Source organism: Halolactibacillus alkaliphilus (assembly GCF_900115465.1).
GTDB lineage: Bacteria > Bacillota > Bacilli > Bacillales > Amphibacillaceae > Halolactibacillus > Halolactibacillus alkaliphilus.
Genome location: NZ_FOWN01000033.1, coordinates 1 through 22,228, shown reverse-complemented (window position 1 = coordinate 22,228; position 22,228 = coordinate 1). Strand labels below are relative to the sequence as shown.

General features: G+C 37.6%; 26 protein-coding genes. 7 read left to right on the top strand and 19 right to left on the bottom strand.

Translation table 11 applies throughout. The features are described 5' to 3' along the window. Positions 1–3 precede the first annotated feature (3 nt). From leuB to leuD, 3 genes are read left to right on the top strand one after another with little or no spacing between them, the layout of a single operon-like run. Complete coding sequence (leuB, locus tag BM163_RS11555; protein ID WP_089803307.1) at positions 4–1,080, top strand: 3-isopropylmalate dehydrogenase; 1,077 nt, start codon at positions 4–6, stop codon at positions 1,078–1,080. 25 nt (positions 1,081–1,105) lie between these two features. Continuing rightward, positions 1,106–2,506 carry a 3-isopropylmalate dehydratase large subunit gene (gene leuC / locus BM163_RS11550; RefSeq protein ID WP_089803305.1) on the top strand — a complete coding sequence of 467 codons (1,401 nt, stop codon included), beginning with the start codon at positions 1,106–1,108 and terminating at the stop codon, positions 2,504–2,506. Positions 2,507–2,524: 18 nt separating this feature from the next. Beyond that, positions 2,525–3,115 carry a 3-isopropylmalate dehydratase small subunit gene (leuD, locus tag BM163_RS11545; protein ID WP_089803303.1) on the top strand — a complete coding sequence of 197 codons (591 nt, stop codon included), beginning with the start codon at positions 2,525–2,527 and terminating at the stop codon, positions 3,113–3,115. A 22-nt stretch (positions 3,116–3,137) separates the two neighbouring features. Here the strand turns inward: leuD and BM163_RS11540 are convergent, their stop codons facing one another. The 19 genes from BM163_RS11540 to BM163_RS11455 all read right to left on the bottom strand — a co-directional run bounded on the left by BM163_RS11540 (position 3,138) and on the right by BM163_RS11455 (position 20,233). Beyond that, positions 3,138–4,646, bottom strand: a complete 1,509-nt coding sequence (locus BM163_RS11540; protein ID WP_089803300.1) for a GGDEF domain-containing protein — start codon at positions 4,644–4,646, stop codon at positions 3,138–3,140. A gap of 175 nt (positions 4,647–4,821) precedes the next feature. After that, a complete protein-coding gene (locus BM163_RS11535) occupies positions 4,822–5,868 on the bottom strand; it encodes a lactonase family protein (protein WP_089803298.1) in 1,047 nt (348 codons plus the stop codon). 204 nt (positions 5,869–6,072) lie between these two features. Beyond that, positions 6,073–6,210, bottom strand: coding sequence for a hypothetical protein (locus BM163_RS13835; protein ID WP_170243727.1), 138 nt, complete (start codon positions 6,208–6,210; stop codon positions 6,073–6,075). A gap of 83 nt (positions 6,211–6,293) precedes the next feature. Further along, positions 6,294–6,860, bottom strand: coding sequence for an RNA polymerase sigma factor (locus BM163_RS11530; RefSeq protein WP_089803296.1), 567 nt, complete (start codon positions 6,858–6,860; stop codon positions 6,294–6,296). Between the two features lie 22 nt (positions 6,861–6,882). Further along, on the bottom strand, positions 6,883–8,817 hold the full coding sequence (locus tag BM163_RS11525; protein WP_089803294.1) for an MFS transporter: 1,935 nt from the start codon (positions 8,815–8,817) through the stop codon (positions 6,883–6,885). After that, the gene (locus tag BM163_RS11520) at positions 8,792–9,688 is read right to left on the bottom strand and encodes an ABC transporter ATP-binding protein (protein ID WP_089803292.1); all 897 of its coding nucleotides are present in this window, start codon (positions 9,686–9,688) and stop codon (positions 8,792–8,794) included. The genes BM163_RS11525 and BM163_RS11520 overlap by 26 nt, the downstream gene beginning before the upstream one ends. After that, entirely contained in the window at positions 9,681–10,070 is a 390-nt protein-coding gene (locus tag BM163_RS11515) for a GntR family transcriptional regulator (protein WP_089803290.1), read from the bottom strand. Before BM163_RS11515 ends, BM163_RS11520 begins: the two co-directional genes overlap by 8 nt. A gap of 226 nt (positions 10,071–10,296) precedes the next feature. Further along, the gene (locus tag BM163_RS11510) at positions 10,297–10,899 is read right to left on the bottom strand and encodes an alpha/beta hydrolase (protein ID WP_089803288.1); all 603 of its coding nucleotides are present in this window, start codon (positions 10,897–10,899) and stop codon (positions 10,297–10,299) included. Between the two features lie 71 nt (positions 10,900–10,970). Then, positions 10,971–12,242, bottom strand: coding sequence for a DUF4129 domain-containing protein (locus BM163_RS11505; protein WP_089803286.1), 1,272 nt, complete (start codon positions 12,240–12,242; stop codon positions 10,971–10,973). Then, positions 12,235–13,332 carry a DUF58 domain-containing protein gene (locus BM163_RS11500; protein ID WP_089803285.1) on the bottom strand — a complete coding sequence of 366 codons (1,098 nt, stop codon included), beginning with the start codon at positions 13,330–13,332 and terminating at the stop codon, positions 12,235–12,237. The genes BM163_RS11505 and BM163_RS11500 overlap by 8 nt, the downstream gene beginning before the upstream one ends. Then, a complete protein-coding gene (locus tag BM163_RS11495) occupies positions 13,329–14,285 on the bottom strand; it encodes an AAA family ATPase (RefSeq protein WP_089803284.1) in 957 nt (318 codons plus the stop codon). The genes BM163_RS11500 and BM163_RS11495 overlap by 4 nt, the downstream gene beginning before the upstream one ends. 120 nt (positions 14,286–14,405) lie before the next feature. Then, complete coding sequence (locus BM163_RS11490; protein WP_089803282.1) at positions 14,406–14,615, bottom strand: hypothetical protein; 210 nt, start codon at positions 14,613–14,615, stop codon at positions 14,406–14,408. 162 nt (positions 14,616–14,777) lie between these two features. Then, positions 14,778–15,224 (bottom strand): DUF5392 family protein, encoded by a 447-nt coding sequence (locus BM163_RS11485; protein WP_229675567.1) that lies wholly within the window; start codon positions 15,222–15,224, stop codon positions 14,778–14,780. Between the two features lie 262 nt (positions 15,225–15,486). Next, positions 15,487–16,209 carry an amino acid ABC transporter ATP-binding protein gene (locus tag BM163_RS11480; RefSeq protein WP_089803280.1) on the bottom strand — a complete coding sequence of 241 codons (723 nt, stop codon included), beginning with the start codon at positions 16,207–16,209 and terminating at the stop codon, positions 15,487–15,489. Next, the gene (locus BM163_RS11475; protein ID WP_089803278.1) at positions 16,202–16,861 is read right to left on the bottom strand and encodes an amino acid ABC transporter permease; all 660 of its coding nucleotides are present in this window, start codon (positions 16,859–16,861) and stop codon (positions 16,202–16,204) included. Before BM163_RS11475 ends, BM163_RS11480 begins: the two co-directional genes overlap by 8 nt. A gap of 93 nt (positions 16,862–16,954) precedes the next feature. Then, entirely contained in the window at positions 16,955–17,791 is an 837-nt protein-coding gene (locus BM163_RS11470) for a transporter substrate-binding domain-containing protein (protein WP_089803276.1), read from the bottom strand. Positions 17,792–17,885: 94 nt separating this feature from the next. Next, positions 17,886–19,049: a M20 family metallopeptidase gene (locus BM163_RS11465; RefSeq protein WP_089803274.1), complete on the bottom strand. Its 1,164-nt coding sequence runs from the start codon at positions 19,047–19,049 to the stop codon at positions 17,886–17,888. Between the two features lie 16 nt (positions 19,050–19,065). Beyond that, positions 19,066–19,326 carry a DUF6171 family protein gene (locus BM163_RS11460; protein WP_089803272.1) on the bottom strand — a complete coding sequence of 87 codons (261 nt, stop codon included), beginning with the start codon at positions 19,324–19,326 and terminating at the stop codon, positions 19,066–19,068. Positions 19,327–19,456: 130 nt separating this feature from the next. Then, positions 19,457–20,233 carry a Cof-type HAD-IIB family hydrolase gene (locus BM163_RS11455; protein ID WP_089803270.1) on the bottom strand — a complete coding sequence of 259 codons (777 nt, stop codon included), beginning with the start codon at positions 20,231–20,233 and terminating at the stop codon, positions 19,457–19,459. A gap of 123 nt (positions 20,234–20,356) precedes the next feature. Here BM163_RS11455 and BM163_RS11450 point away from each other — a divergent pair, with 123 nt between their 5' ends. The 4 genes from BM163_RS11450 (at position 20,357) to metA (ending at position 22,130) form a co-directional block, all read left to right on the top strand. Then, on the top strand, positions 20,357–20,578 hold the full coding sequence (locus tag BM163_RS11450) for a DUF1659 domain-containing protein (protein WP_089803268.1): 222 nt from the start codon (positions 20,357–20,359) through the stop codon (positions 20,576–20,578). Positions 20,579–20,625: 47 nt separating this feature from the next. Then, positions 20,626–20,841 carry a DUF2922 domain-containing protein gene (locus tag BM163_RS11445; protein ID WP_089803265.1) on the top strand — a complete coding sequence of 72 codons (216 nt, stop codon included), beginning with the start codon at positions 20,626–20,628 and terminating at the stop codon, positions 20,839–20,841. 109 nt (positions 20,842–20,950) lie between these two features. Beyond that, positions 20,951–21,091 carry a YvrJ family protein gene (locus tag BM163_RS11440; protein ID WP_089803263.1) on the top strand — a complete coding sequence of 47 codons (141 nt, stop codon included), beginning with the start codon at positions 20,951–20,953 and terminating at the stop codon, positions 21,089–21,091. A gap of 130 nt (positions 21,092–21,221) precedes the next feature. Continuing rightward, on the top strand, positions 21,222–22,130 hold the full coding sequence (metA, locus tag BM163_RS11435) for a homoserine O-acetyltransferase MetA (protein WP_089803261.1): 909 nt from the start codon (positions 21,222–21,224) through the stop codon (positions 22,128–22,130). Positions 22,131–22,228 lie beyond the last annotated feature (98 nt).

The window sequence follows — 22,228 nt, the reverse complement described above, 5'->3', positions numbered from 1 at the left end:
TGTATGGATAAGAAGATATTAATATTAAAAGGAGATGGTATTGGTCCTGAAATTATGGACCAAGCCATCCGTATTCTAAAAAATATTGGTGACACATTTGGTCATTCGTTTCATTTAACTGATGGACTCATTGGTGGTGCTGCAATTGATAATGCTAACACCCCACTTCCTGAAGCTACAATCCAGCTAGCAAAAGATAGTGATGCTGTATTACTCGGAGCTGTTGGCGGCCCTAAATGGGATCATAACCCTTCAGATTTACGTCCAGAACGCGGTTTACTTGGTATTAGAAAATCCCTTGATTTATATGCGAATTTGCGACCTGTAAAAGGCTTTAAAACTTTAACAAATGCCTCTCCATTAAAGCCTGAGATTATTGAAGGGTCCGATTTGCTTATTGTTCGCGAGCTGACTGGTGGGTTATACTTCGGACGTCCGAGTGAACGTCGGGAAAATGGCGAAGTTGTTGTCGACACACTTCACTATACTAAGAGCGAGATGATACGCATCATTAAAAAAGCTTTTGAAAGTGCTCAACTACGAAAAAAGAAATTAACGTCAGTTGATAAAGCGAATGTACTAGAATCAAGTAAACTTTGGCGAGAAATTGTCGAAGCTGAAAGTAAAAACTATCCCGATGTCACAGTGGAACACGTCTTAGTTGATGCTTGTGCCATGAAGCTCATTACATCCCCAAAATCATTTGATACGATTGTAACTGAAAATATGTTTGGTGATATTTTAAGTGATGAGGCAAGTGTATTAACTGGCTCGCTAGGTATGTTGCCCTCAGCCTCACTCGCAGAATCGGGCGTTGGTTTATACGAACCTGCCCATGGGTCTGCACCTGATATCGCTGGACAAAACATCGCTAACCCTATCGCAATGATCTTATCAACAGCAATGATGCTTCGTCATTCATTTGGTCTTGATACCGAAGCAGCGGCTATTGAAGCAGCCGTTGAAACAACCGTTAATCAAGGTTTTCATACAAAAGACTTACACGTAGAAAACGGCACACTCGTCTCAACATCTGAAATGACCGATCATATTTTAAAGAACTTACAAACAAACGAATAGATTACTAAAAAAGGAGTGACAACACATGACAACACCAAAGACAATTGTTGAGAAGATTTGGGATAAAAACGTCGTTTATGAAGAAGAAGGTAGACCGGCAATTTTATATATTGATCTTCATTTGGTTCATGAAGTCACATCACCTCAAGCATTTGAAGGTTTGCGACTTAAAGGGCGTAAAGTACGTCAACCGAATCGAACATTTGCGACAATGGACCATAACGTCCCCACAGTTCATACGAACGTGATAAAAGATGAAATTTCAAAACTACAAATGGATACATTACGTAAAAATTGTGAAGAGTTTGGTGTGCCTCTTGCTGGAATGGGACATGAACATCAAGGCATTGTTCACGTTATCGGGCCAGAACTTGGTTTAACTCAGCCTGGTAAAACAATTGTTTGTGGTGACTCTCATACATCAACACACGGTGCCTTCGGCGCACTTGCTTTTGGTATTGGTACAAGTGAAGTAGAGCATGTCCTTGCGACGCAAACAGTATGGCAACAAAAACCTAAAACGTTAAAAGTTGAAATCAACGGGACACTTGGTACTGGCGTAACAGCAAAAGACCTTGTGCTTGCATTAATCGCAAAGTATGGTGTGAATTTCGGAACCGGTTATGTCTTGGAATATACAGGTGAAGCTGTCAGAAGTCTATCTATGGAGGGGCGTATGACTATCTGTAATATGTCTATAGAAGCTGGTGCTCGTGCGGGACTTGTAGCGCCTGATGAGACAACTGTTAATTTCTTAAAAGACCGTTTATATGCACCTAAAGGAGTGGATTTTGAAAAAGCAAAAGACATGTGGTTATCACTTCGTAGTGACGAAGGAGCCAACTATGACAAGGTCGTTACTTTAAATGCTTCAGAAGTTGAGCCACAAGTCACTTGGGGAACTAATCCTGCTCAATGTATTTCAGTTAATGGGACTATACCTAATCCCGAAAGAGCTAAAACAGAAAACGATAAAAATGAAATCAAGCATGCCCTATCTTACATGGGACTTGACCCAGATATTAAAATCATAGACGTACCTATTCAACATGTCTTTATCGGTTCATGTACTAACTCACGGATAGAAGACCTTGAACAAGCCGCAAGTGTAATTCATGGCCGTAAAGTCAGTAAAGACGTAACAGCCATCGTCGTACCTGGCTCTCAAACAGTGAAGCGGATTGCTGAAGAAAAAGGCTTAGATAAACTATTTATTGATGCTGGTTTTCAATGGCGCGAACCTGGTTGCAGCATGTGCCTTGCGATGAATGGTGATGCCGTACCGCCACACGAACGCTGCGCTTCAACATCTAATCGGAACTTTGAAGGCCGTCAAGGTACTGATGCGCGTACACACCTTGTCAGCCCTGAAATGGCAGCAGCCGCAGCAATTGCTGGACACTTTGTTGACGTCCGTTCATTCTAATTAAGAGGAGGAAATCAAATGGAACCACTTAAAAAACATACCGGTTTGGTCTATCCACTAAACCGAAGTCATGTTGATACCGACCAAATCATTCCGAAACAGTTTTTAAAGCGTATTTCTCGTCAAGGATTTGGACAGTATTTATTCTATAACTGGCGATTTGACGAAAAAGATCATCCACGCGAAGACTTCTCGTTGAACGATCCTAAATATAAAGGCACATCCATATTAGTTGGCGGTGAGAATTTCGGCTGTGGGTCGTCTCGTGAACACGCGCCTTGGGCACTTGAAGACTATGGTTTTAGAATTATTATTGCCCCTAGCTTTGCGGATATCTTTTATAACAATTGTACGAAGAATGGCATTTTACCCGTCGTCTTAACTGAAGAAGAAGTTCAAACACTGATGACTCACGCTGAAAAGGGTGACTATCACATCACAGTAGATTTAGAAAAAAAGCAGGTCTTCGACCATACTGGATTTACAGCGACATTTGATTTAGCTGAATACCCACGACAAATGTTATTAAATGGTTGGGATGACATTTCAGTTACAATGACGCACGAAGATAAAATCACCACTTTTGAAAAAAATCATATCGTTTATTAATCAAAAAGACATCCAAGGCACTTTATTTCGTGTCTTGAGATGTCTTTTCATCTTCTTCCCTTGCAATCCTCACACGATTTCGTCCCTCTTGTTTGGCTATATAAAGTGCGCGGTCTGCCATATAAACTAAATCTGATAACATGCGACCCTTGCTTGGAATCATTGAAGCAACACCTAAACTAATTGTCACTTGACCTTGTCCATTTTTTATTTCCAGCTGCTCCACTTTCTTCCTCATACTTTCTGCCATATTATATGCATCCGAACTTGTTGCGCGTAATAACATAACCATAAACTCTTCCCCACCGTACCTTGCAACAAGATCTCCTGCACGTATCACGCAAGAAGATAAGGTGTTTGCAACTTTATTCAAGCAAGTATCACCTGCGACATGACCATAAAGATCATTAAACGTCTTAAAATGATCAATATCAATCATAATAATAGCTAAAGGTTGTTCCTCATCCATTTTAATCGCCCATGACTTTTCCAGCTCGCTATCAAGATGACGACGATTAGCTATATTTGTGAGCTTATCAACGAGAGAGATTTGCTGAAGTTCATAATTTAATGTTTCTAACGCCTTGTTTTTATTTTTTAATTCCAACGTTCTTCTTTCTACTTCTTGGGTTAAGTGCTTATTCATTTGACCCAAGTTAAAGATGAAAAATGACACACCTATAACGATGATTCCCAAGAAAAGCGTCACACCTAATAACATATAATATTTAAAACGTTCTTCTGTTAAATATATAACACGCTTTCCTCCCCATCTATCAAGGATCTGGGGTAGCTCTCCTGAATCTGTAATGCTTTTGATTGCCCCATTTAATTCTTCTAATAGCAGGTCTTCATTTTTTCTTATTGCTATGCCTGTCCTTTGGACCGCAAACGGTTCTTCAACGATACGAATCCCTGAAATTCGACTTTCAGCTAATTCGTATTCTCCTACCCAACGATCCACCACTAGAGCATCCAACTCTCCATCTGCAAGTTGCTGAAAAGCTGTTCTCCAATTTGAAATAAACACACTATTGATGTCTGAATGATTTTGTAACACGACATAAGGATAACCTACTTGCTCTAACCCAACACGTTTATTACGTAAATCATTCACGTTTTGTATTGAACGGTCACTGCTCCTAACAAAAAAATGAAATTCCGTCTCAAGAAAAGGATCTGAAAAATCAAACATGTGTTGACGCGCTTCATTCTCATTCATATATAACAAGCCATCAGCGTCACCATTTAAAACGTTTAATTGGGCCTCTTCCCAGTCCATAGTAATCACTTCTATATCGCGATCAATCTGAACTCCAAGTGCTTCTACTATATCTACAACAACACCTTTTGCCTCTCCATTATCCGTATAACTTACCGGCGCTAGGTCTTCATTCCCCAGAAAAGTGAGTGGCTCTTTCGTTCTGATTTCAATATGGAAAGCACGAGAAAAGATATATACTAGTAATGTTAGAAGCAAAAATATATAAATTAACCTCCATCTTCTTTTCCGACGTGTCACCTGATTCATTTTCCTCACCTTCTCACCCTGAATTTAGTAAGTAACCAGTAAATTATACCTTAATTGTTTCAAAATTTCTATAAGTCAAATTTTTAACATAGTTGAAATCCATAAAAAAACACCTCCTAGTATCGCTCATTGTTTAAGCGAAAGTTAGGTGGTGTTTTTAAATAGTTACACTTTATTAAATAAATTTCACACAAACAGCCTCTGGTGCATACACATCCTGTTGGACAGGCGTCAACATACCCGTTTCTTTATCCCGTTTAAATAGTGTAAGTGAGCCACTATTTTGATTTGAACAAACAAGATAGTCATTATCCGGTGTTAACGCGAAATCACGAGGCCAATCCCCCAGCGAATCAACATACTCAACAAGCGAAATACTAAAATCAATTGGGTTCACTTTAAATACTGTCACCGAATTATGTCCGCGATTTCCCACGTAGACAAAACAACCATCATTTGATACATGAACGGCACTGCCATCATTGGTCGATGTATGTGCATCTGGAATAGCTTTGATTGTATTGATGAGCGTAAACACACCTGTATGAGCATCGTAAGCCAGCGTTAAAACAACCGACGTTAATTCTGTCATCACGTATGCAATAGCTCCATTGGGATGGAAAGCAATGTGTCTTGGACCACTGCCATGAGGTGCAACGAAAACAGCTTCTTTTGTTAATGAACCATCTTCTTCTACCTTATATGACGTAATGGCATCACTTCCTAAGTCAACCGCAATCACATAACGTTCATCCGGCGTAAAGCCACTAAAGTGCATGTGCGGCTTTTCTTGACGTTCATGTGGTCCGCTGCCCTCGTGTACTTTAATATCTGCGATGCCCTTTACTGAGCCATCTGTATTTAAGTGATAGCTAATGATTTCTTTCGTATGATAATTTGCTGTCACAAGTAGCGTATTTGCTTTATTTACACTTACGTGACATGGAGGCGATCCCGCTTTAGCTAAACTATTTAATTTAGTAAGTGCGTTTGTTTCATGGTCTACTTTAAAAGCCGTTACGCCTCCCTCTTCACCTTCTTTTGATACAGCATATAAGTATGATCCATCTGAAGATAATGTGACATATGTTGGATTGTCAACATGCCCTACTGCATCGACTGTGGTAATCTTTTCTTGATCTAGATCTAGCGTAAAGCGATAAATTCCCTCACTGGCGTTTTTTGTATATGTACCAAGGTAACCTGTTAGTAATTGTCCCAAACTTAATCGTCTCCTTTTGTCGAAATATTTGTATAGTTCTCTCCCATTATAACAAGATTTCGATCTTTTTAAAATCAAAAGGCAAAAGAAGTCTCTGAATGCTTCTTTTGCCTTTTGACCGTACTTATATTGATATTTTTTCTTCTTCGTTAATCTTAACGAAGTTGTCAAGAACCGCTCAGTATTTTCACGCTGAGGTACTCATTAAAAGGTTGTTTTTTTAACCATATTCATCATTGGCTTCATCATATCTTTCGATTGATTGTTTGTCATTGATAAATAAGTCATAGCACCAACACCGATAGATAATGCTATTGGTAACATACGTTTTGACTGTTTCATACCCGTCACCTCCTTTGCTGTATAGTCTGTGTCAGCAAAGGTTAAACTATAAGGTGAAAGCATTTCCTATTTTGAACAAATGTTTATTCTGTTTCTCGTAGGTCCAATAATTGTTTCCGCGCACGGTGTATACGTGTTTTTGCAGCGGACAATGATATGCCTAAAGCATCTGCTATTTGCTGGTCTGAGTAATCTTCTACGTATTTTAATGAAATAACTTGTCTCAGCTTTGGTGAAAGTTGATCCATGAGAGACTGAACTTCTCGACATGTGTAGTGAAAATTCACGGATTGTTCTACAGAATCATCACAATAATAGTGTTCTATCCCTTGCTCTAATAACGCGTCAAAAGATACCATTTCTTTCTTTTTCTCTCTACGTTTCAAATCGATTGCCGTACGAATCACAATGGTACGGAACCATGCTTTTAATTTATCTGGTTCTTTTAGGTGTTGATACGAGCGCATAGCTTTTATAAGAGCATCTTGTACAACATCTTCCGCTTTTTGATAATCATAAACTATACGCTTAGCGATATACACCATTTCGTGATAATAATTAAACACATCCTTAATATCTAATGCTGTTTCTTGTATGGCTAACGCTTCGATCGTAACCACCTCCGTTGTTATATTTATTACTTGTAACACTGTTCTATGTTACTTGCATTTTTTAATCAAGTGAAAAGTTATCATCAACACTCCGCATAATAGGGGAGCTTAACTCTTTTAAATAAATCATTAACATCCGTTGCGGTTCCTCTTGACTTATGCTTAGCCGTTGCATTATTTTTTCAATCGATGCCAAATCGTCATATACTAAGAGCTCGTTATCATCATAGGCCTTCTCATATTCAATCGCATCATAATATAGTTCTTCATTATAAGGCGCGACTTTAATCATCAGTATATCGTCAGGGAGTATAAGTGCTTCTTTTGCAAAGTCCTGCTCACTTAACCAAGCAAGTGTCTGATGAAACTCCTGAGTAAGATCAATATAGACTTCTTGTTCTCCAGGTGTATGAATTGTTAAGTAGTTCAACATATCATGCTGGTCTTCTATTTTTGGTAACTGTAACGTATCTTCTCGTAATAATTGAATCAATTCCACAATCATTGCTCGATCAGTTATAGACACCGACTTATAATTATAGTTTTCTGACATAATCTCTATTTTATTGGCACGAGACGGCGTTATATAAAATAGTGGGTCAGTATATGTTTTGTAGATGGGATGGTGCTGAAGATTGTATTGGGCAAATATGTTGTAGACTTCATCATCCACTGTATACTGTCTTACAAGCTCAGAACCGTCATCTAATACATACATGATGATAATCGAACGACCATAGCCTAAAAAAGCCTTGCGATCAGCTGAATCGATTAACTTCTGATGTATTGATTGAATCATTTCTAAATCATCCACATCACTAAATCCTGCTTGTCTACCATAGTATGCTTCGCGCTGATAAAAACTGTATTGATCATCAATTACATAGGCTTCTTCTATCTCATCAATCTTAGGTATATGGTTCACAAAACCTGTTATGTCGAAGCTAAAACCAATGGTGAGAAGCGTCATCGCAAGAAAGAAAAAGCCATACTGTTTAACTTTACCGAAAACACGCCAAGTTTTATCGACAATCATCTGGCTAATATAATACCCGATAATAGAAAAGATGATGTACATTAAAAATAAGACAGGAATACTATAACCAAACGCTCCTGAATACATGCCGCCAATTAACGTAAAACTAAATGTGAAGCTGTAAATAAAGATCGGCTTGAGCGCTTCAAAAACGATTGCCTGATTAGCCGATTCGATTGGGCGTTTTTTATATAAGAAATAACTTATAAATAAAATGACTGCTGTCACGATGTAATAGATGATTACTTTTGACCAATCCATAGACGACACCATAAAAATACGATTGATATCTGTCAGGGGAGAAAAGTGAACAATCACATCATCAATGATATAATTAATTGCTAAACCTGGTAGAGCATAGTTCAGATTAAACACAACGAGCATTGTTAAGCCAACTGGTAAAAACAGAAAAATATAGGTGAAAATAAGTTGAATGAGTGTCACCCCTGTCAGCATAGCGACAAAAACACTGACACTAAAAACGATAAGCGCTGTTGAAACACTTAAATGAAACCAATTTGTTATATCAGTGATTGATAATAAGTGATGATGATCTAGGGTCTGATCAACAACCAAAAGGCTCACGAACGTTAAAACAAGTGGCAATACCAGGCTTATTACACCAAAAATAATATGGTGTAAATAGATGGTTAATCGTGTTGATGGCAAGCTATGAATAAAGTCACTTGCATCTTGTTTGTGTAAATATCTAAATAAGACCAATGCTGCGAGTGTTGGCATAATAAATAATAAAACAGCAGGTATAAAGCCACCATGCAACATTAAATCACTATAATAATGATAGTCATTCGGATTCTCATTGGCTTTTGTCAGTAAATCAATTTGACCTAAGATGATCGTTAAAAATAAGACGATAAAATAGCCTACAGAGAGCCAACCAGCCAGTCTAAAGTTTTGTTTGGTTAATTCTTTTTTATACCAAGACATGATCCATCGCATAGCCAATCCCCTCCATTTCGTAGACGAATATTTCTTCTAATGTTAACGGTAATATATCGCAAAGGATTGGGTTCGATAACGTAATCGACTGTTTTATATCTTCCAACTCACCTTTTACAATATACATATGAACTGAACCGCGTGTTTCATGATGTAAGACATGAAAGTCCTTAAATAAACGATCTGGTATTTCTTTAAAAGCAATCTGAACTTTGTGTACATCCGTTTTTAAGTCATCAATGTCGCGGTCAATGACATATTTACCCTTATGAATGATACCAATATAGTTACATAAATCTTCGACTTCTCTTAAATTATGAGACGAGATGATGACGGTCATGTCGCGCTCTGCGACATCACGAATGATTAAGTTTTTAATTTTTTTTCTTACCACAGCATCTAAGCCATCAAAGGGCTCATCCAAAATAAGGTAGTCTGGTTGAGCCGAGAGCGCTAACCAGAAAGACACTTGACGTTGCATCCCTTTTGAGAACGTATGTACTTTTTTCTTTGTGTCCAATTTAAAAATACGTTCGAATTCTAAAAAACGCGCTTCATCAAATGACGGATATTGTTCCCGATAAAAATCAGCCAATTGTTTGATGGAATAATGTTGAAAGAAAAAAGGTTGGTCAGGTATAAATACAACGCGTGCTTTTAATTCTCTGTTCTCATATATTGGGCTCTCTTCAAATGTTATCGCCCCAGATGTTGGCTTAATAATGCCACTTAACATTTTAAGCAAGGTTGTTTTACCCGCACCGTTAGACCCCAGTAACCCATAAATTGTTCCTCGACTAATTTTAATATGTTCAATATCAACCACAACATCTTTACCAAATTTTTTACTTAACTGTTTAACTTCAAGCATCTGTTTTCGCTCCCTTCTCTTCTTCTGCCACATCATAAATCCACTGCACGATATCAGCTTTAGAAACACCTAAAAATAAAGCCTCTTTTGCGAGCTGTTTTATATTTTCTGCGATTTCTTTCTTTTTTTCTATCGAAACATTATCTTCTAGTGATTGAACAAAACTACCTCTTCCTTTTACCGAATAAATAAAGCCTTCTTGTTCTAATTGTCGGTAAGCTTTTTGAATTGTGTTTGGGTTAACCGTCAACTCTTCTGCAAGTTGACGTACCGACGGCAGTTTCTCATCGTGTTGTAATATTTGATTAATAATCAGTATTTTAAATTTATCAACAAGTTGTTGATAAATCGGGTCTCTACTGCGCAAATCGATATCAAACATCCTACTCACCCTCTTTTCTTTACGTTTTATCTGTATGGCGTGTATTAACTGTATTAGTTCAAGTAGTACACCGTTTAGTATACATTATTTTTAATCATTGTAAAGTCTTTTTTTTATAGAAAATTTAAAATGATGATGCATTTGATCACCTCTCATGACAGCATTGTCTTTGCTTATCATCAAAAAGCCCCCCTACACACTCATGCATGTAAGGGGGACGAATTATTTATATTTTCTTGTGATACCAAATATTTGCTGCTTCAATTTCTTCATTTGACAATGCATGACCATGATTCGTAAAAACCGTATCAACCTCAATCCCTTGTGCTTTAAGTAAAGTCACAAGTTCCTCTGTCTCTTGTCGCGACACAAGAGGGTCATTAGTGCCCGCTCCAATAAAAACGGACGTACCTAATTGCTTAGGATAATGAATACCTCGTCTTGGAACCATTGGATGAAGTAGGATAGCCTTCTTCAAACTATTAGGATGATGCATTAATAAACTACCCGCAATATTTGCACCATTGGAATAACCTAGTGCTATTATTTCATCCCGATCAAAATCATATTCCTTAGCCGCCTCATCAATAAAATGATGTAAAACAGCTGTTTCCTCTACTAAACTCACCTCATCAAAGATACCTTCTTGAAGACGTTTAAAAAAGCGAGCCATGCCATTCTCACTAATATTACCACGTAAAGACAAAATCGAGGCATCTTTATCGATATGTTCAGCTATTGGTATTAAGTCTCGCTCTGTGCCACCGGTGCCATGCAGTAAGAGAAATACAGGCTTTGCTTGATCTTTCTTGATGAAAATATGTTTCACTATCATCACTCCTCTGTCACTGTTATTTATCTTGAATTCGAAATAAACATACCATAAACCCGACTTTAACTTCAATCATTGCGCTCAAGTTGTTTAATATAGTGGGCAACCGAATGGACATCATGAGTGGAATAACGCGCCTTATTGTAGAGTTCTGTTAGATGTTGTTGCCATTCATCCTCATCGAATAACCGTTCTGGCAATGATTTTAGATACTCCTTAGCCGTTAGACTTACTTGGTAACTTATCCCTAAAGACTCCCCCTTTTTAATTAACTGTTCATATAAATAACGGACCTGCTTCTTAGTCGAGAGTGTTTGCCATCGTATAGTGACGGTTTTTTCTCTTTTAAACAAAAGTTTTCTTTGATTGAGCCACTCTCCTAAATGGAATACTTGACTTGTCTCATCTTCATACGCGCTTGCTTTGACAAAAGATACCGCCCGTCGACGATTAAAGATTATGTTAAACATACGCTTCATAGCTACTTCTATCTGCTTCCCAATGACAGGTAAACGTTTAATAAGTAAATACAACAGACCAACTATAGCTAGACTGACGATAACCACCATTATGACTTCTAGTATTTTATCAACGATAAGCGCAAATGCAGAAGGTTCCCTTATTTCAATATTTGATAAGTCCATACTTTGTGGTCCCGGTAGCTCTTCAGGTGGCGTTTGGGCCAGTTCATTTTGGCCAAGTAATTTAAATAGTTGTTTTAAGACAAAAACCAAGCCTGTTGCGACAACATTATAACGCAGAAGAAGAAAAAGAGACACCATCAACATACCGAGATACATAAAATTTTGTCGTCGGATTGTCCCTAACATAGTTGTCTTACCGTATTGATCACGTTCTTTAGTGATTAGATGTTCTTGATTTGTGATAATAAGTAAGTTAATTATTAAAATCAGGGCACTTCCAACGAGCCATCCTTCATAACGATTTGAGTGATAAAAGAAATAGCTAACAAAATAACTCGGTAAACTGATTGTCCACATCAACGTGCGCGGAAAGGCAGCTTCAGGATCAGATAAGCGATACATAACCCCCCTTTGAATCAGGATACAAAAAATAAAGCAACCTGTGACCACTTGAAAGGTTGATGAAAACGGCACAAAATAGACAACCAAAGCTAAAATGCCTGTTGTAAAAAATGCTCTGGCGATGAAATGTTGATAAATAAAGGCAAGTCCAGTAGAAAGTGGGTACACGATAAAATAGATCAACAATAGTTCACCTGAAAACAGCTGAGATAAGAACAATGTGTTCATCCATAAGAAAAATGGGAACAGGCTTAAACTCTCCAGTATACTATAAAGCCATGCGCGCTTAAGCATTGTGCATCACCTTCTTTTTTCTTAGCGGAATAATTGAAATGCGCTTGCCTTGTTTTTTCAACTGATCTACTTGTACTTTTAGGATCGGTGTAACTATTGGGGTAAAAATAACATACGTTTCACCTATACCAGGTTCTTTAGCCACATTTTCAAGCACATATTTAAAGTGATGCTTGCGTTCTGGAATAAGATAGCTTAGTTTGGTCAAACCCTCAATATAGTGTCGATGGCCTTGGCCTTTTTCAACAGAAACAAAATCATTGATTGCAGGGTCGCGTTTGTCTTTTGTCACTGCATTTGTGAGGAAACGAAACGGTGCTCCCTGTAATTTAAGGTCGTAAAAAACCGAAGCGATAACCGATAAACTGTTTTCAAATAGATCGTCATCCTCAATCGGTAACCAAATATCATCGGCTTGATCAATATTTAAAAGAATAGTCAAATCGCGTTCCCTCGTATGATCGTGTTCGTTTACTTGCAGAACTTGACGTTTAGCGGTCTGTTTCCAATTAATTTTATGACTTCCATCACCCTCAACATAATCTCGTGTACCTATTTTTAAAAATGGATCCTCGATGATCCATCGATTGACTGCATGTTCACCCAAAAAGAATTGGACATCCTCAGGTAGGTCGCTTTTCCGCATGAGCATTGGATAAACAACAAGACGAGCGGCTGTTTCATGAGACTGATAATGATCACTAAAACCAAACATATCACCAAGTGTCAGTGCTACAGAAGCTAACTGATAGACACCGCGTTTTTTCACTATCATATGATGTCGACGCTTAATTCTTTGATAGGGTAATAAACTAAACAACGTTTGATGAAATGGATCCTCATCAGGGATACGTTCATCAATAACCGACACTAAATACTTGCTTAATTTTGCTTCAACACTGACCCATGGCAGAGGTAAAATCTTTTTGTTAGTTATTTCATCGATGATCTCAATTTTTTCATTTGGAAAAGCCGTTTGTTTATTAAACGTTCGTTCGTAAGTCAGGCCTTTAAAGCCGAATTTGAGAAAAAAATAGCTTTGACAATAGATGAATGATACAACAAAAATAATTAACCAAGCAAGATTCATACCTCTGTTTTCCCTTTCACTTCTGTTGGTGCAGAAACTTTTTGTAAGAGATCTTCGATCACTGTCTTTGTCTTACCATTAACCGTTGGATGATAACTTAAGCGGTGATTAACAATTGGATGAAAGGCTGCTTTCACATCATCTGGTGTAACATAATCACGCCCCTTTAATACGGCATAGGCAAGTGAAGCTCTTAAGAGGTTTTGCATACCTCTAGGTGACAAGCCAATATCAATAGCATCATGTTCCCGCGTTGCTTGGGTAAGTGCAATAATATACTCATATACGCTATCATCGACGTATCCTTCAGAAAATACTTGTTGGGCTTCAATCAATCGCTCATGACTAACAACTGGGTGAATTAAACTTAGCGGGTCAGCTGTTTTAAATCTCGTTAAGATATCTTTTGCTTCTTTTGCAGTTGGATATCCGAGGTTAATTTTAATAAAAAAACGATCGAGCTGCGCTTCCGGTAACGGAAAAGTCCCTTGACTTTCTAATGGGTTTTGGGTAGCTAAAACGAAAAACGGTTGTTGCAGCGCATGACTTTGACGGTCAACGGTCACTTGCCGTTCTTCCATCGCTTCTAAGAGGCTTGACTGCGTTCGGGGTGTTGCTCGATTAATTTCATCAGCTAAGAGGATATTGGTAAATAGCGGTCCTTCATTAAATTCAAATCGTTCTTCTGATTGGCGATACATTGTTGAACCAATTACATCCGTTGGTAATAAATCTGGAGTAAACTGAATACGCTGGAAAGCGCAATCAAGCGTCTTTGCTAATGATTTTGCTAGTAACGTTTTGCCCGTTCCAGGCACATCTTCTAATAGCGTATGACGATTAGCAAGTAAGCTCATGAGAATTAAATCAATCGCCTCATCTTGCCCTACAATAACTTTATGTAATTCTTTTTTTATCTCTGCAAACATAGGTTTAATTTCTAGTATATCCATCAGACCCACTCCTCATTATTGTATTTATTCACATTATAGTAAATTAATTGTAACACAAATATGAAGGCGTTTACAGAAACGAAAAAAAATAAATGGCCATAGACCATCTATTCACACATTCTATTTAATTGTTAGAAACCATATAGCAATAACAATCATTGTAAGCGTTCCAATAATCGCACTTCTCAAACGCCTGGATAATGGATTTGGAATGACGTGTAGCAATAGCGTTAGTGTAAGAACAGTGACCCCGACAACTGCAATAAAATAAATAAATAATCCAAGAATATTATTAAAAGGGTCAGCCATTGCTTGTTTAATTAAGTCCATTTGTTCACCTCTTTATTTGTTCAACATCATTATTAACATTTTAAAGCATCTTTCGACTGAATACAACAAGATCCCGTGAATAATCTCCATGTGACGTACTTATAACAGAATGGTCACATAGAAACACACGCCAGCATATCATAGCACTGGCGTGTGTTGAGATTACGAAGACCAATCATGTTCTTTTCGTTTATGTTCTTCCGTTAAAAAGTGAAAGAACAATGGCAAATCCATTTGTTTTTGTTTATTTACTCTTGTTACATAACGTGTCTTCTCATGCTCTTTCAAGACGATACTGTTCTTAATCCGCTCTTCTATATAACGTTTAACTGTTTGGTGCATTTGTTTACGTAAAAACTGCGACTCTCTAAAAAGACTTAAACCAACAGCTGCAACAAGCGCATAGATGATTTTTGACGTTGAAGAAAGTGCATTGAATTCAGAACTTAAAAATGGCAAGACCATATTTAACGAACCGACGATAAGGAGTGGTAAACCAATCATGTAAAAAAGCGAGACTTTTTTCATCAAGGGTCTAATCAGCGTGGCGATTTTATCCATTTCTTGTTGAATAAATGGCGGTAATGTTTTTGGATTAATAGTTTGCATGATGACCCTTCCTTTCTCTTCCTATATTCTATAGGCTGTATTTCTTTCTTACCATTATTATATGATGATTCCTCATATTACGCAACGCATACGGTCGCCTAAGTAGCGGATTGTTTAAGCTAACTTCCATTTTTGCTGTATGTGCATGTCACTAACCTCTTTGTTGTTCAATCGTTCTTTAATGATTAGGCACACGCTATCTTTAATCTAATTAAAAACAACATCAACCATATTTAGCTGATGTTGTTTTAACAGTCGCACTCTATAATATTTTATCCAAAAAGTCTTTTGCTCTTTCTGATTTAGGTGCAGAGAAGAATTCTTCTGGCTTTCCCTCTTCGATGAGTAAACCTTGGTCTAAGAAAATGACCCGATCAGCTACTTCTCTGGCAAAGCCCATTTCATGGGTAACAACAAGCATTGTCATACCAGACTGCGCTAGGTCTTTCATAACATCAAGTACTTCTTTAACCATTTCAGGGTCAAGCGCTGATGTAGGCTCATCAAACAACATAAGATCAGGTTCCATAGATAACGCGCGGGCAATAGCCACCCGTTGTTTTTGACCACCTGAAAGACTATTAGGATAGCTGTCTTTTTTATCACTTAAACCTACACGCTCAAGGAGAGCAAGTGCTTTTTCTTCTGCCTCCGCTTTAGATACTCGTTTGACTTTAAGCGGTGCATATGTTAAATTTTCTAACACCGTTAAGTGAGGAAATAAATGAAAGTGTTGAAAAACCATCCCAATTTTCTCACGTGCTTTTGTCACATTTGTTTTTGGATCTGTTAACGCGACACCTGCAACAGTAATTTTGCCTTCTGTTGGCTGTTCAAGTAAATTAATACAACGCAAAAAAGTTGATTTCCCAGACCCACTTGGTCCGATCACGGAGACAACTTCTCCCTGTTTTATATTTATAGAAATATCTTTTAAAACGTCATTCTTCCCAAAACTTTTATATAAATGCTCTACATTAATCACCGACACTCAATCTCCCTTCAACCCATTTACCAATCAAACTTAAAACCATAACAAGTCCCCAATAAATTAATCCTACAAATAAAAGAGGTTCAAAGTTACGATAAAGATTGGCACCCACTACTTGTCCACGGCGCATTAAATCTAAGTAGCCAATAGTAGATACGATGGCTGATTCTTTTGTAAGGGTAATGAACTCATTCATGAGCGCTGGTAAAATATTTTTAAGTGCTTGAGGTAGGATAATATCTATCATCATTTGACGATAAGGAACCCCCAAAGCAACAGCAGCTTCTGTTTGACCTTTATCTACCGCACTAATACCAGCACGAATTATTTCAGACACATAAGCAGATGAATTTAACCCAAATGCTAATATCGCAGATAAAAAAGGCGAAATATCATACCCTGTAAGCTGTGGCACAGCTAAATAAATAATCATTAATTGCAAAATAAGCGGCGTCCCACGGAACATCGATGTATAAGCATCCGCAAAAAATCGTAAAGGTTTTATTGAACTAATTTTAAATAATGCGAGTACTGTCCCAACGATAAACCCAAAAATAATTGAGACAATAACAAATTGTAATGTGACCCATATTCCTTCCAACATAAAAGGAATATAAGGCACGATTTGGCTCCAATCCAAATTCATGCCTTACACCTCATTTCCTATTTAATTAACCATTAATATCTTTGTTATCTATTTACAGCGAGCGACCTATTGTCGCCACCTTATTTATTATGTTTATTCTTCTTCAGCAAGGAATTCTTCTTCTAATGCTTGTAACTGCCCGCTATCAATAATCGATTGAATCGCCGCATTCACATCCTCAACCAGTGCGCTTCCTTTAGGGAAAGCAACAGCCATTCCAGGTGAAGCATCTGTTGGATCATCAAAACCAGCTAAATCTTGCGCTTCGATAAATCCTTTTGCTACTTGCTTATCTAAATAAATCACATCTACACGATTAGTAATCAATTCTTGTACAAGCATTTGTGCATCATCTAATGCCTTTAATTCAAAACCATAGTCTTCTTGAATAGCACGTGCACCTTCTTCTTGGATTGTACCAAGTTGAACACCAACTGTTTTTCCTTCTAAATCTTCTAATGCTGTCATTGGTTCATCTTTACGCGTCACAAACATTTCGCCTGAGCTATGATATTCAATTGAGAAGTCAACATTCTCACGACGGTTTTCTGTTGCGGACATACCAGAAAGCACCATATCCACTCGGCCTGCCTGAAGCGCACCAATCAACCCGTCAAATTTCATGTCGCGAATTTCCAATTCCATACCTAACTCTTCAGCGATTAGCTTTGCTAGTTCAATATCAAATCCAACAAACTCGCCATTAACATCTAATGATTCAAATGGTGGATAATCAGGTGATGTTGCCATCACTAACACGTTGTCATTAGCATCTTCATCATCTGTACCTTCTGTCTCTTCCGCTTGATCATCTGCTGAAGACGTATCATCAACATCTGGTAAAGCATCTCCTTCACCAGCACCACATGCTGTTAAACCAATCATCAGTGTTGCTACTAACATAAGAAATAACATCGTAATTTTTTTCATTTTTCTCTCCCCTTCATTTGTATATTTATTCATGATTATGAATTTTAACAAATTTATTTGCTTTTGGGAAGTAAAAAGTTTTAAAAAACAGAAATTATTTTTTTCGTTCACTAAATTCACGTTTGATTTCAGCTAATAACGCTTGATCAGTTAAACATTGATATCCTGTTAGAGCCATGGATAACGCTCCACGTCTTAAGGCATCTTTCCCGCTTTCTTTCATTGTTTGATCACGGAATTCTGTTGTATGTGCCACAAGACCTTCCTTGCCCATGCCAATGTAAGGATGAATCGCAGGCACTCTGTGACTGACGTTCCCCATGTCCATTGATCCTAAGCCGCCACGTGCATCATCGATAAATGTTTCACCCGCTTTATAAAGTTGTTCTGTATAAATATTCGATAAAGTCTGATTGGTAATCATGTTATCATAACTAAGTTCATAATTTCTTATCGCTAACGTTGCACCTGTCATTAAAGCTGCACCTTCAGCGATTTTCTTTACTTTATCAACTACTTCATTAACGTAAGCTCGTTCTTTTGCTCTTATGTAGAATTGACTGATTGCTAAATCTGGTACTACATTAGCCGCTTGGCCACCTTCAGTAATCACTCCGTGAATTCTTACATCATCTTTTACATGTTGTCTTAAGGCATTGATGCCATTAAATAATTGAATGACACTATCTAAGGCATTAATTCCTTCCTCTGGCGATGCTGCCGCATGACTTGTTTTACCTTCAAAACGAAACTCAATAGCATCCATCGCAAGTGATTCACCACTTTTAGCGGATATACCTGCAGGGTGTACCATCATTGCTACATCACATTCATCAAATAGGCCTGCATCAGCCATCGGCACTTTAGCACCATTTGTTTCTTCAGCTGGTGTACCATAGACAATTACTTTTCCACCAATATCATTGAGTACTTTACTCAGCAAAATCCCCGCGCCAATACCCATTGTTGCGATAAGATTATGCCCACAACCATGGCCTATAACCGGTAATGCATCGTATTCAGCCATAATACCAATCGTCGGCCCTTCTTTATCACTTTTAAAAGTAGCCCGAAAAGATGTCGGTCTTTCGACTAAGCCTGTTTCAACATGAAAATCATGTTCAATTAAATAGTTAACCAGTTGTTCCTGTGCAATAAATTCTTGGTCCCCAAGTTCTGGATTTTCAAATAAATGTGTACAAATCTTTAATAAATCCGACTCAATTTTATCAATCCACTCAAATAGTACCTGTTCCATAATAACTTTCCCCTTTTTAGTTTATTACCATGTCCCACTTCTTATTTTTATGTGGACACGCCTTCATTTTTAGCTTTGCACGAAACTGCACAAAACAACCGCATAGACGACACGTCGTCTCGTAATCAAGTTGGTCACACTTCAAACAGTGTGTAATCCGATCCTCATAGTCACTATCAGAAACAATTTCTGTCTCGAATAATAACTGGTCTTTGACTAAAGCCTCTACCTCTAATGTTGTTCGCCTAACTGTTTCTGAACAACTTTTACATGCCAAACCACTTCAACTCTTTTAATTGAGATTAGTACAATAATATCAGAAAATAATGAAAACGAACAGTCTAAAAAAGCGATACCAAGATACACTCTTAGTATCGCTCTTTAGTCTTCTTACACACGGGTTGACTTTACAGTAATCCCATCTCTTTGATCCCTAAATATAAACCATCTTCATTAACATCTGTTGTCACAAAATCAGCCACTTGCTTTGCCTCAGGACAACCATTACCCATCGCTACACTGTTGTGAATATGTTCAAGCATTTCTACATCATTGAGTCCATCACCAAAAGCATATACATCACTTGGGTCAATAGCTACATGCTCAATCAATTGCTTTATTCCACGCCACTTAGAGCCGCCCTTAGGTAAAATATCAACAGACAGTGGGTGCCAACGGACAAATTCGAATTCTGGGAAACGTTGATCATATAGCTTTAATTCTTCATCATCAACGAAAAAGAGTGCTTGATACAAGTCACGGTCGGCGTGATAACTAGGATCGTAATCAGGCGTAAATGTTAGCTTTAATGTCGCCATACTTTCATTTATCGACGCATGGTCTTCTACATTTTGTTTCATATCCTTATGATCCATAAACATCATGGGATGTTGTCTTTCATGACCTTCAGTTTCCAGCTGCAATAAAGCACGCTTATCTAACGGCGAAGTGTAAATAGGCGTTCCTTCATAAACTACATACGAGCCATTATAACTGACATACGTATCAATATCTAACTTTTCGCGGATATCTTGATACATAAACGGCCCTCGTCCAGTTGCAATCGCAACAATATGCCCTTTTGCTTTTAAAGCTTCAATTGCTTCAACAGTTTTTATTGGTAGCTCTTTGTCATCATTGAGTAAGGTACCATCAATATCAAAAAATATAAGTTTTCGTGTCATTTTTGTCCCATCCTATCCTGCATTATTTTTCTTCCAATAGTATACCATATCTCTGCTTTCTTTTCTTCTCCGCCGGTATTTTTATCTTGTAACGATTATCTCTGTGAAAGGAGGTGAGTCATAGTGGCTAATCAATTACCAACACAAACACGCTTACAATTATTCTTTATCACCGGCATCGACTTAGACGGTAACGATGTTGTTAAAGGTAAGTCTTTTAACAACATGAAAACCGACGCTACCGCAAGTCAATTATTATCTGTAAGTAACGCACTCGCTTCATTACAGCAACATACGTTAAAAGAAATTAAACGTAATGACACATCACTTATTACCGAAGCGTAAAAACATGTCGAGATGTTTTAACTAAACTTAGAAAGGAGGACACTTTGATGAAAGTATTAGAATTGAAGTTTAAAAATATTGAAAACAAGGTCGTTACATTGTCTCTTGAAGCACCCATTGAACCAGTAGATACTGAAACAATCTCATCTGTTATGGATACCATCCTCGCAGAAAATGCTTTTTTATCAACAGGGGGCGATTTAATTAGTAAAGATAGCGCCCGAATTGTTGAGCGCTATGTCACTGACATTACCTTAGATTAACTAACTGTTCCAATATAGATGTAACAAGGAGGCCTGTCGGCCTCCTGTTTTTTAAACTAACTAAGGGGACAGATCGTCTCTTACACTATAAATAAAGGAGGCAGAGCTCATGGACCTTCAATGGATCCAATTGATGGCTGATTTAGGCTTTCCAATCGTGGTGACATTTTATTTATTACACCGTATTGAAACTAAATTAAATACATTGATTGAATCAATTGTCACCCTACCAGATCGTCTGAAACTATAATTTGTCCGATTATTGCCTAGGATGCATGAGGTGATAATCGGTATTTTTATCTGAATTTTCGAAATTAAATTGAAACGATGCATTAATCAAGCTATAATGTACATACATAAAAAACGGGGGGGGATTTCGTTTGCCAATTAATGTGCCACACACATTACCTGCAAGACCAATATTAGAAAAAGAAAACATTTTTATTATGGAATCTAATCGAGCAATAACACAAGATATTCGACCGCTTAATTTGTTGTTACTCAATTTAATGCCGGAAAAAGAGCGTACAGAAACCCAATTATTGCGGCTATTAAGTAATTCACCACTTCAAGTTAATGTGGATTTTATTCATACCGCTACTTACGAGTCTAAAAACGTCACAAAATCGCACTTAGAAAAATTCTACCAAACATTTAACGATGTTAAAGACCGTCATTACGATGGGATGATCATTACCGGAGCTCCTGTTGAACATTTATCATTTGAGGACGTTGATTACTGGCCAGAAATGGTCGAAATAATGGATTGGACTAAAGAACATGTTACCTCAACTTTGCATATCTGTTGGGGAGCACAAGCCGCACTTTATCATCATTATGGTATTAATAAAAAAACACGCGACCAAAAAATATCTGGTATCTTTATGCACGAACGCATTGAAGCGACCAATAAATTGATGCGGGGAATAAATGATGAGTTTTTAGCACCACATTCACGTAATACAGATGCCCTTTACAAAGCGATTAAACAGCATCCTGATTTATTAATGTTAGATGATTCAGCGGAGGCAGGCCCTCTTTTCATCGCATCAAAAGATGAGCGTCACGTCATGATTACTGGACATATAGAATACGATGCAGATACACTCAACGAAGAATTTATTCGTGATCAAAAGAAAGGCATTAATATTGCTGCACCGACGAATTATTTTCCTAATGATAATCCTCTACTCCCTGCAAAAAACCGTTGGCGTTCTCTTGCGTACTTACTTTTTTCAAACTGGCTTAATTATTATGTCTATCAAGAAACACCCTATGACTGGAAATGAACTACATCAGCACTAAAGTACCGAGTTTCTAGGAACACTCAGAACTTGATATCTGCTATTTCAAGCAAATATCAGCGGTTTAAGCTATTAACTAAGGC

What these genes read in the sequence shown, in the direction of transcription:
- BM163_RS11540 (WP_089803300.1), bottom strand. Translation starts at nt 4,646, where the DNA reads ATGAATCAGGTGACACGTCGGAAAAGAAGATGGAGGTTAATTTATATA.
- BM163_RS11485 (WP_229675567.1), bottom strand. Translation starts at nt 15,224, where the DNA reads ATGCAAACTATTAATCCAAAAACATTACCGCCATTTATTCAACAAGAA.
- BM163_RS11470 (WP_089803276.1), bottom strand. Translation starts at nt 17,791, where the DNA reads ATGAAAAAAATTACGATGTTATTTCTTATGTTAGTAGCAACACTGATG.
- BM163_RS11500 (WP_089803285.1), bottom strand. Translation starts at nt 13,332, where the DNA reads ATGAATCTTGCTTGGTTAATTATTTTTGTTGTATCATTCATCTATTGT.
- leuB (WP_089803307.1), top strand. Translation starts at nt 4, where the DNA reads ATGGATAAGAAGATATTAATATTAAAAGGAGATGGTATTGGTCCTGAA.
- BM163_RS11475 (WP_089803278.1), bottom strand. Translation starts at nt 16,861, where the DNA reads ATGAATTTGGATTGGAGCCAAATCGTGCCTTATATTCCTTTTATGTTG.
- BM163_RS11505 (WP_089803286.1), bottom strand. Translation starts at nt 12,242, where the DNA reads ATGCTTAAGCGCGCATGGCTTTATAGTATACTGGAGAGTTTAAGCCTG.
- BM163_RS11515 (WP_089803290.1), bottom strand. Translation starts at nt 10,070, where the DNA reads ATGTTTGATATCGATTTGCGCAGTAGAGACCCGATTTATCAACAACTT.
- BM163_RS11455 (WP_089803270.1), bottom strand. Translation starts at nt 20,233, where the DNA reads ATGACACGAAAACTTATATTTTTTGATATTGATGGTACCTTACTCAAT.
- BM163_RS13835 (WP_170243727.1), bottom strand. Translation starts at nt 6,210, where the DNA reads ATGAAACAGTCAAAACGTATGTTACCAATAGCATTATCTATCGGTGTT.
- BM163_RS11465 (WP_089803274.1), bottom strand. Translation starts at nt 19,049, where the DNA reads ATGGAACAGGTACTATTTGAGTGGATTGATAAAATTGAGTCGGATTTA.
- BM163_RS11495 (WP_089803284.1), bottom strand. Translation starts at nt 14,285, where the DNA reads ATGGATATACTAGAAATTAAACCTATGTTTGCAGAGATAAAAAAAGAA.
- leuC (WP_089803305.1), top strand. Translation starts at nt 1,106, where the DNA reads ATGACAACACCAAAGACAATTGTTGAGAAGATTTGGGATAAAAACGTC.
- BM163_RS11490 (WP_089803282.1), bottom strand. Translation starts at nt 14,615, where the DNA reads ATGGACTTAATTAAACAAGCAATGGCTGACCCTTTTAATAATATTCTT.
- leuD (WP_089803303.1), top strand. Translation starts at nt 2,525, where the DNA reads ATGGAACCACTTAAAAAACATACCGGTTTGGTCTATCCACTAAACCGA.
- BM163_RS11520 (WP_089803292.1), bottom strand. Translation starts at nt 9,688, where the DNA reads ATGCTTGAAGTTAAACAGTTAAGTAAAAAATTTGGTAAAGATGTTGTG.
- BM163_RS11525 (WP_089803294.1), bottom strand. Translation starts at nt 8,817, where the DNA reads ATGCGATGGATCATGTCTTGGTATAAAAAAGAATTAACCAAACAAAAC.
- BM163_RS11440 (WP_089803263.1), top strand. Translation starts at nt 20,951, where the DNA reads ATGGACCTTCAATGGATCCAATTGATGGCTGATTTAGGCTTTCCAATC.
- BM163_RS11445 (WP_089803265.1), top strand. Translation starts at nt 20,626, where the DNA reads ATGAAAGTATTAGAATTGAAGTTTAAAAATATTGAAAACAAGGTCGTT.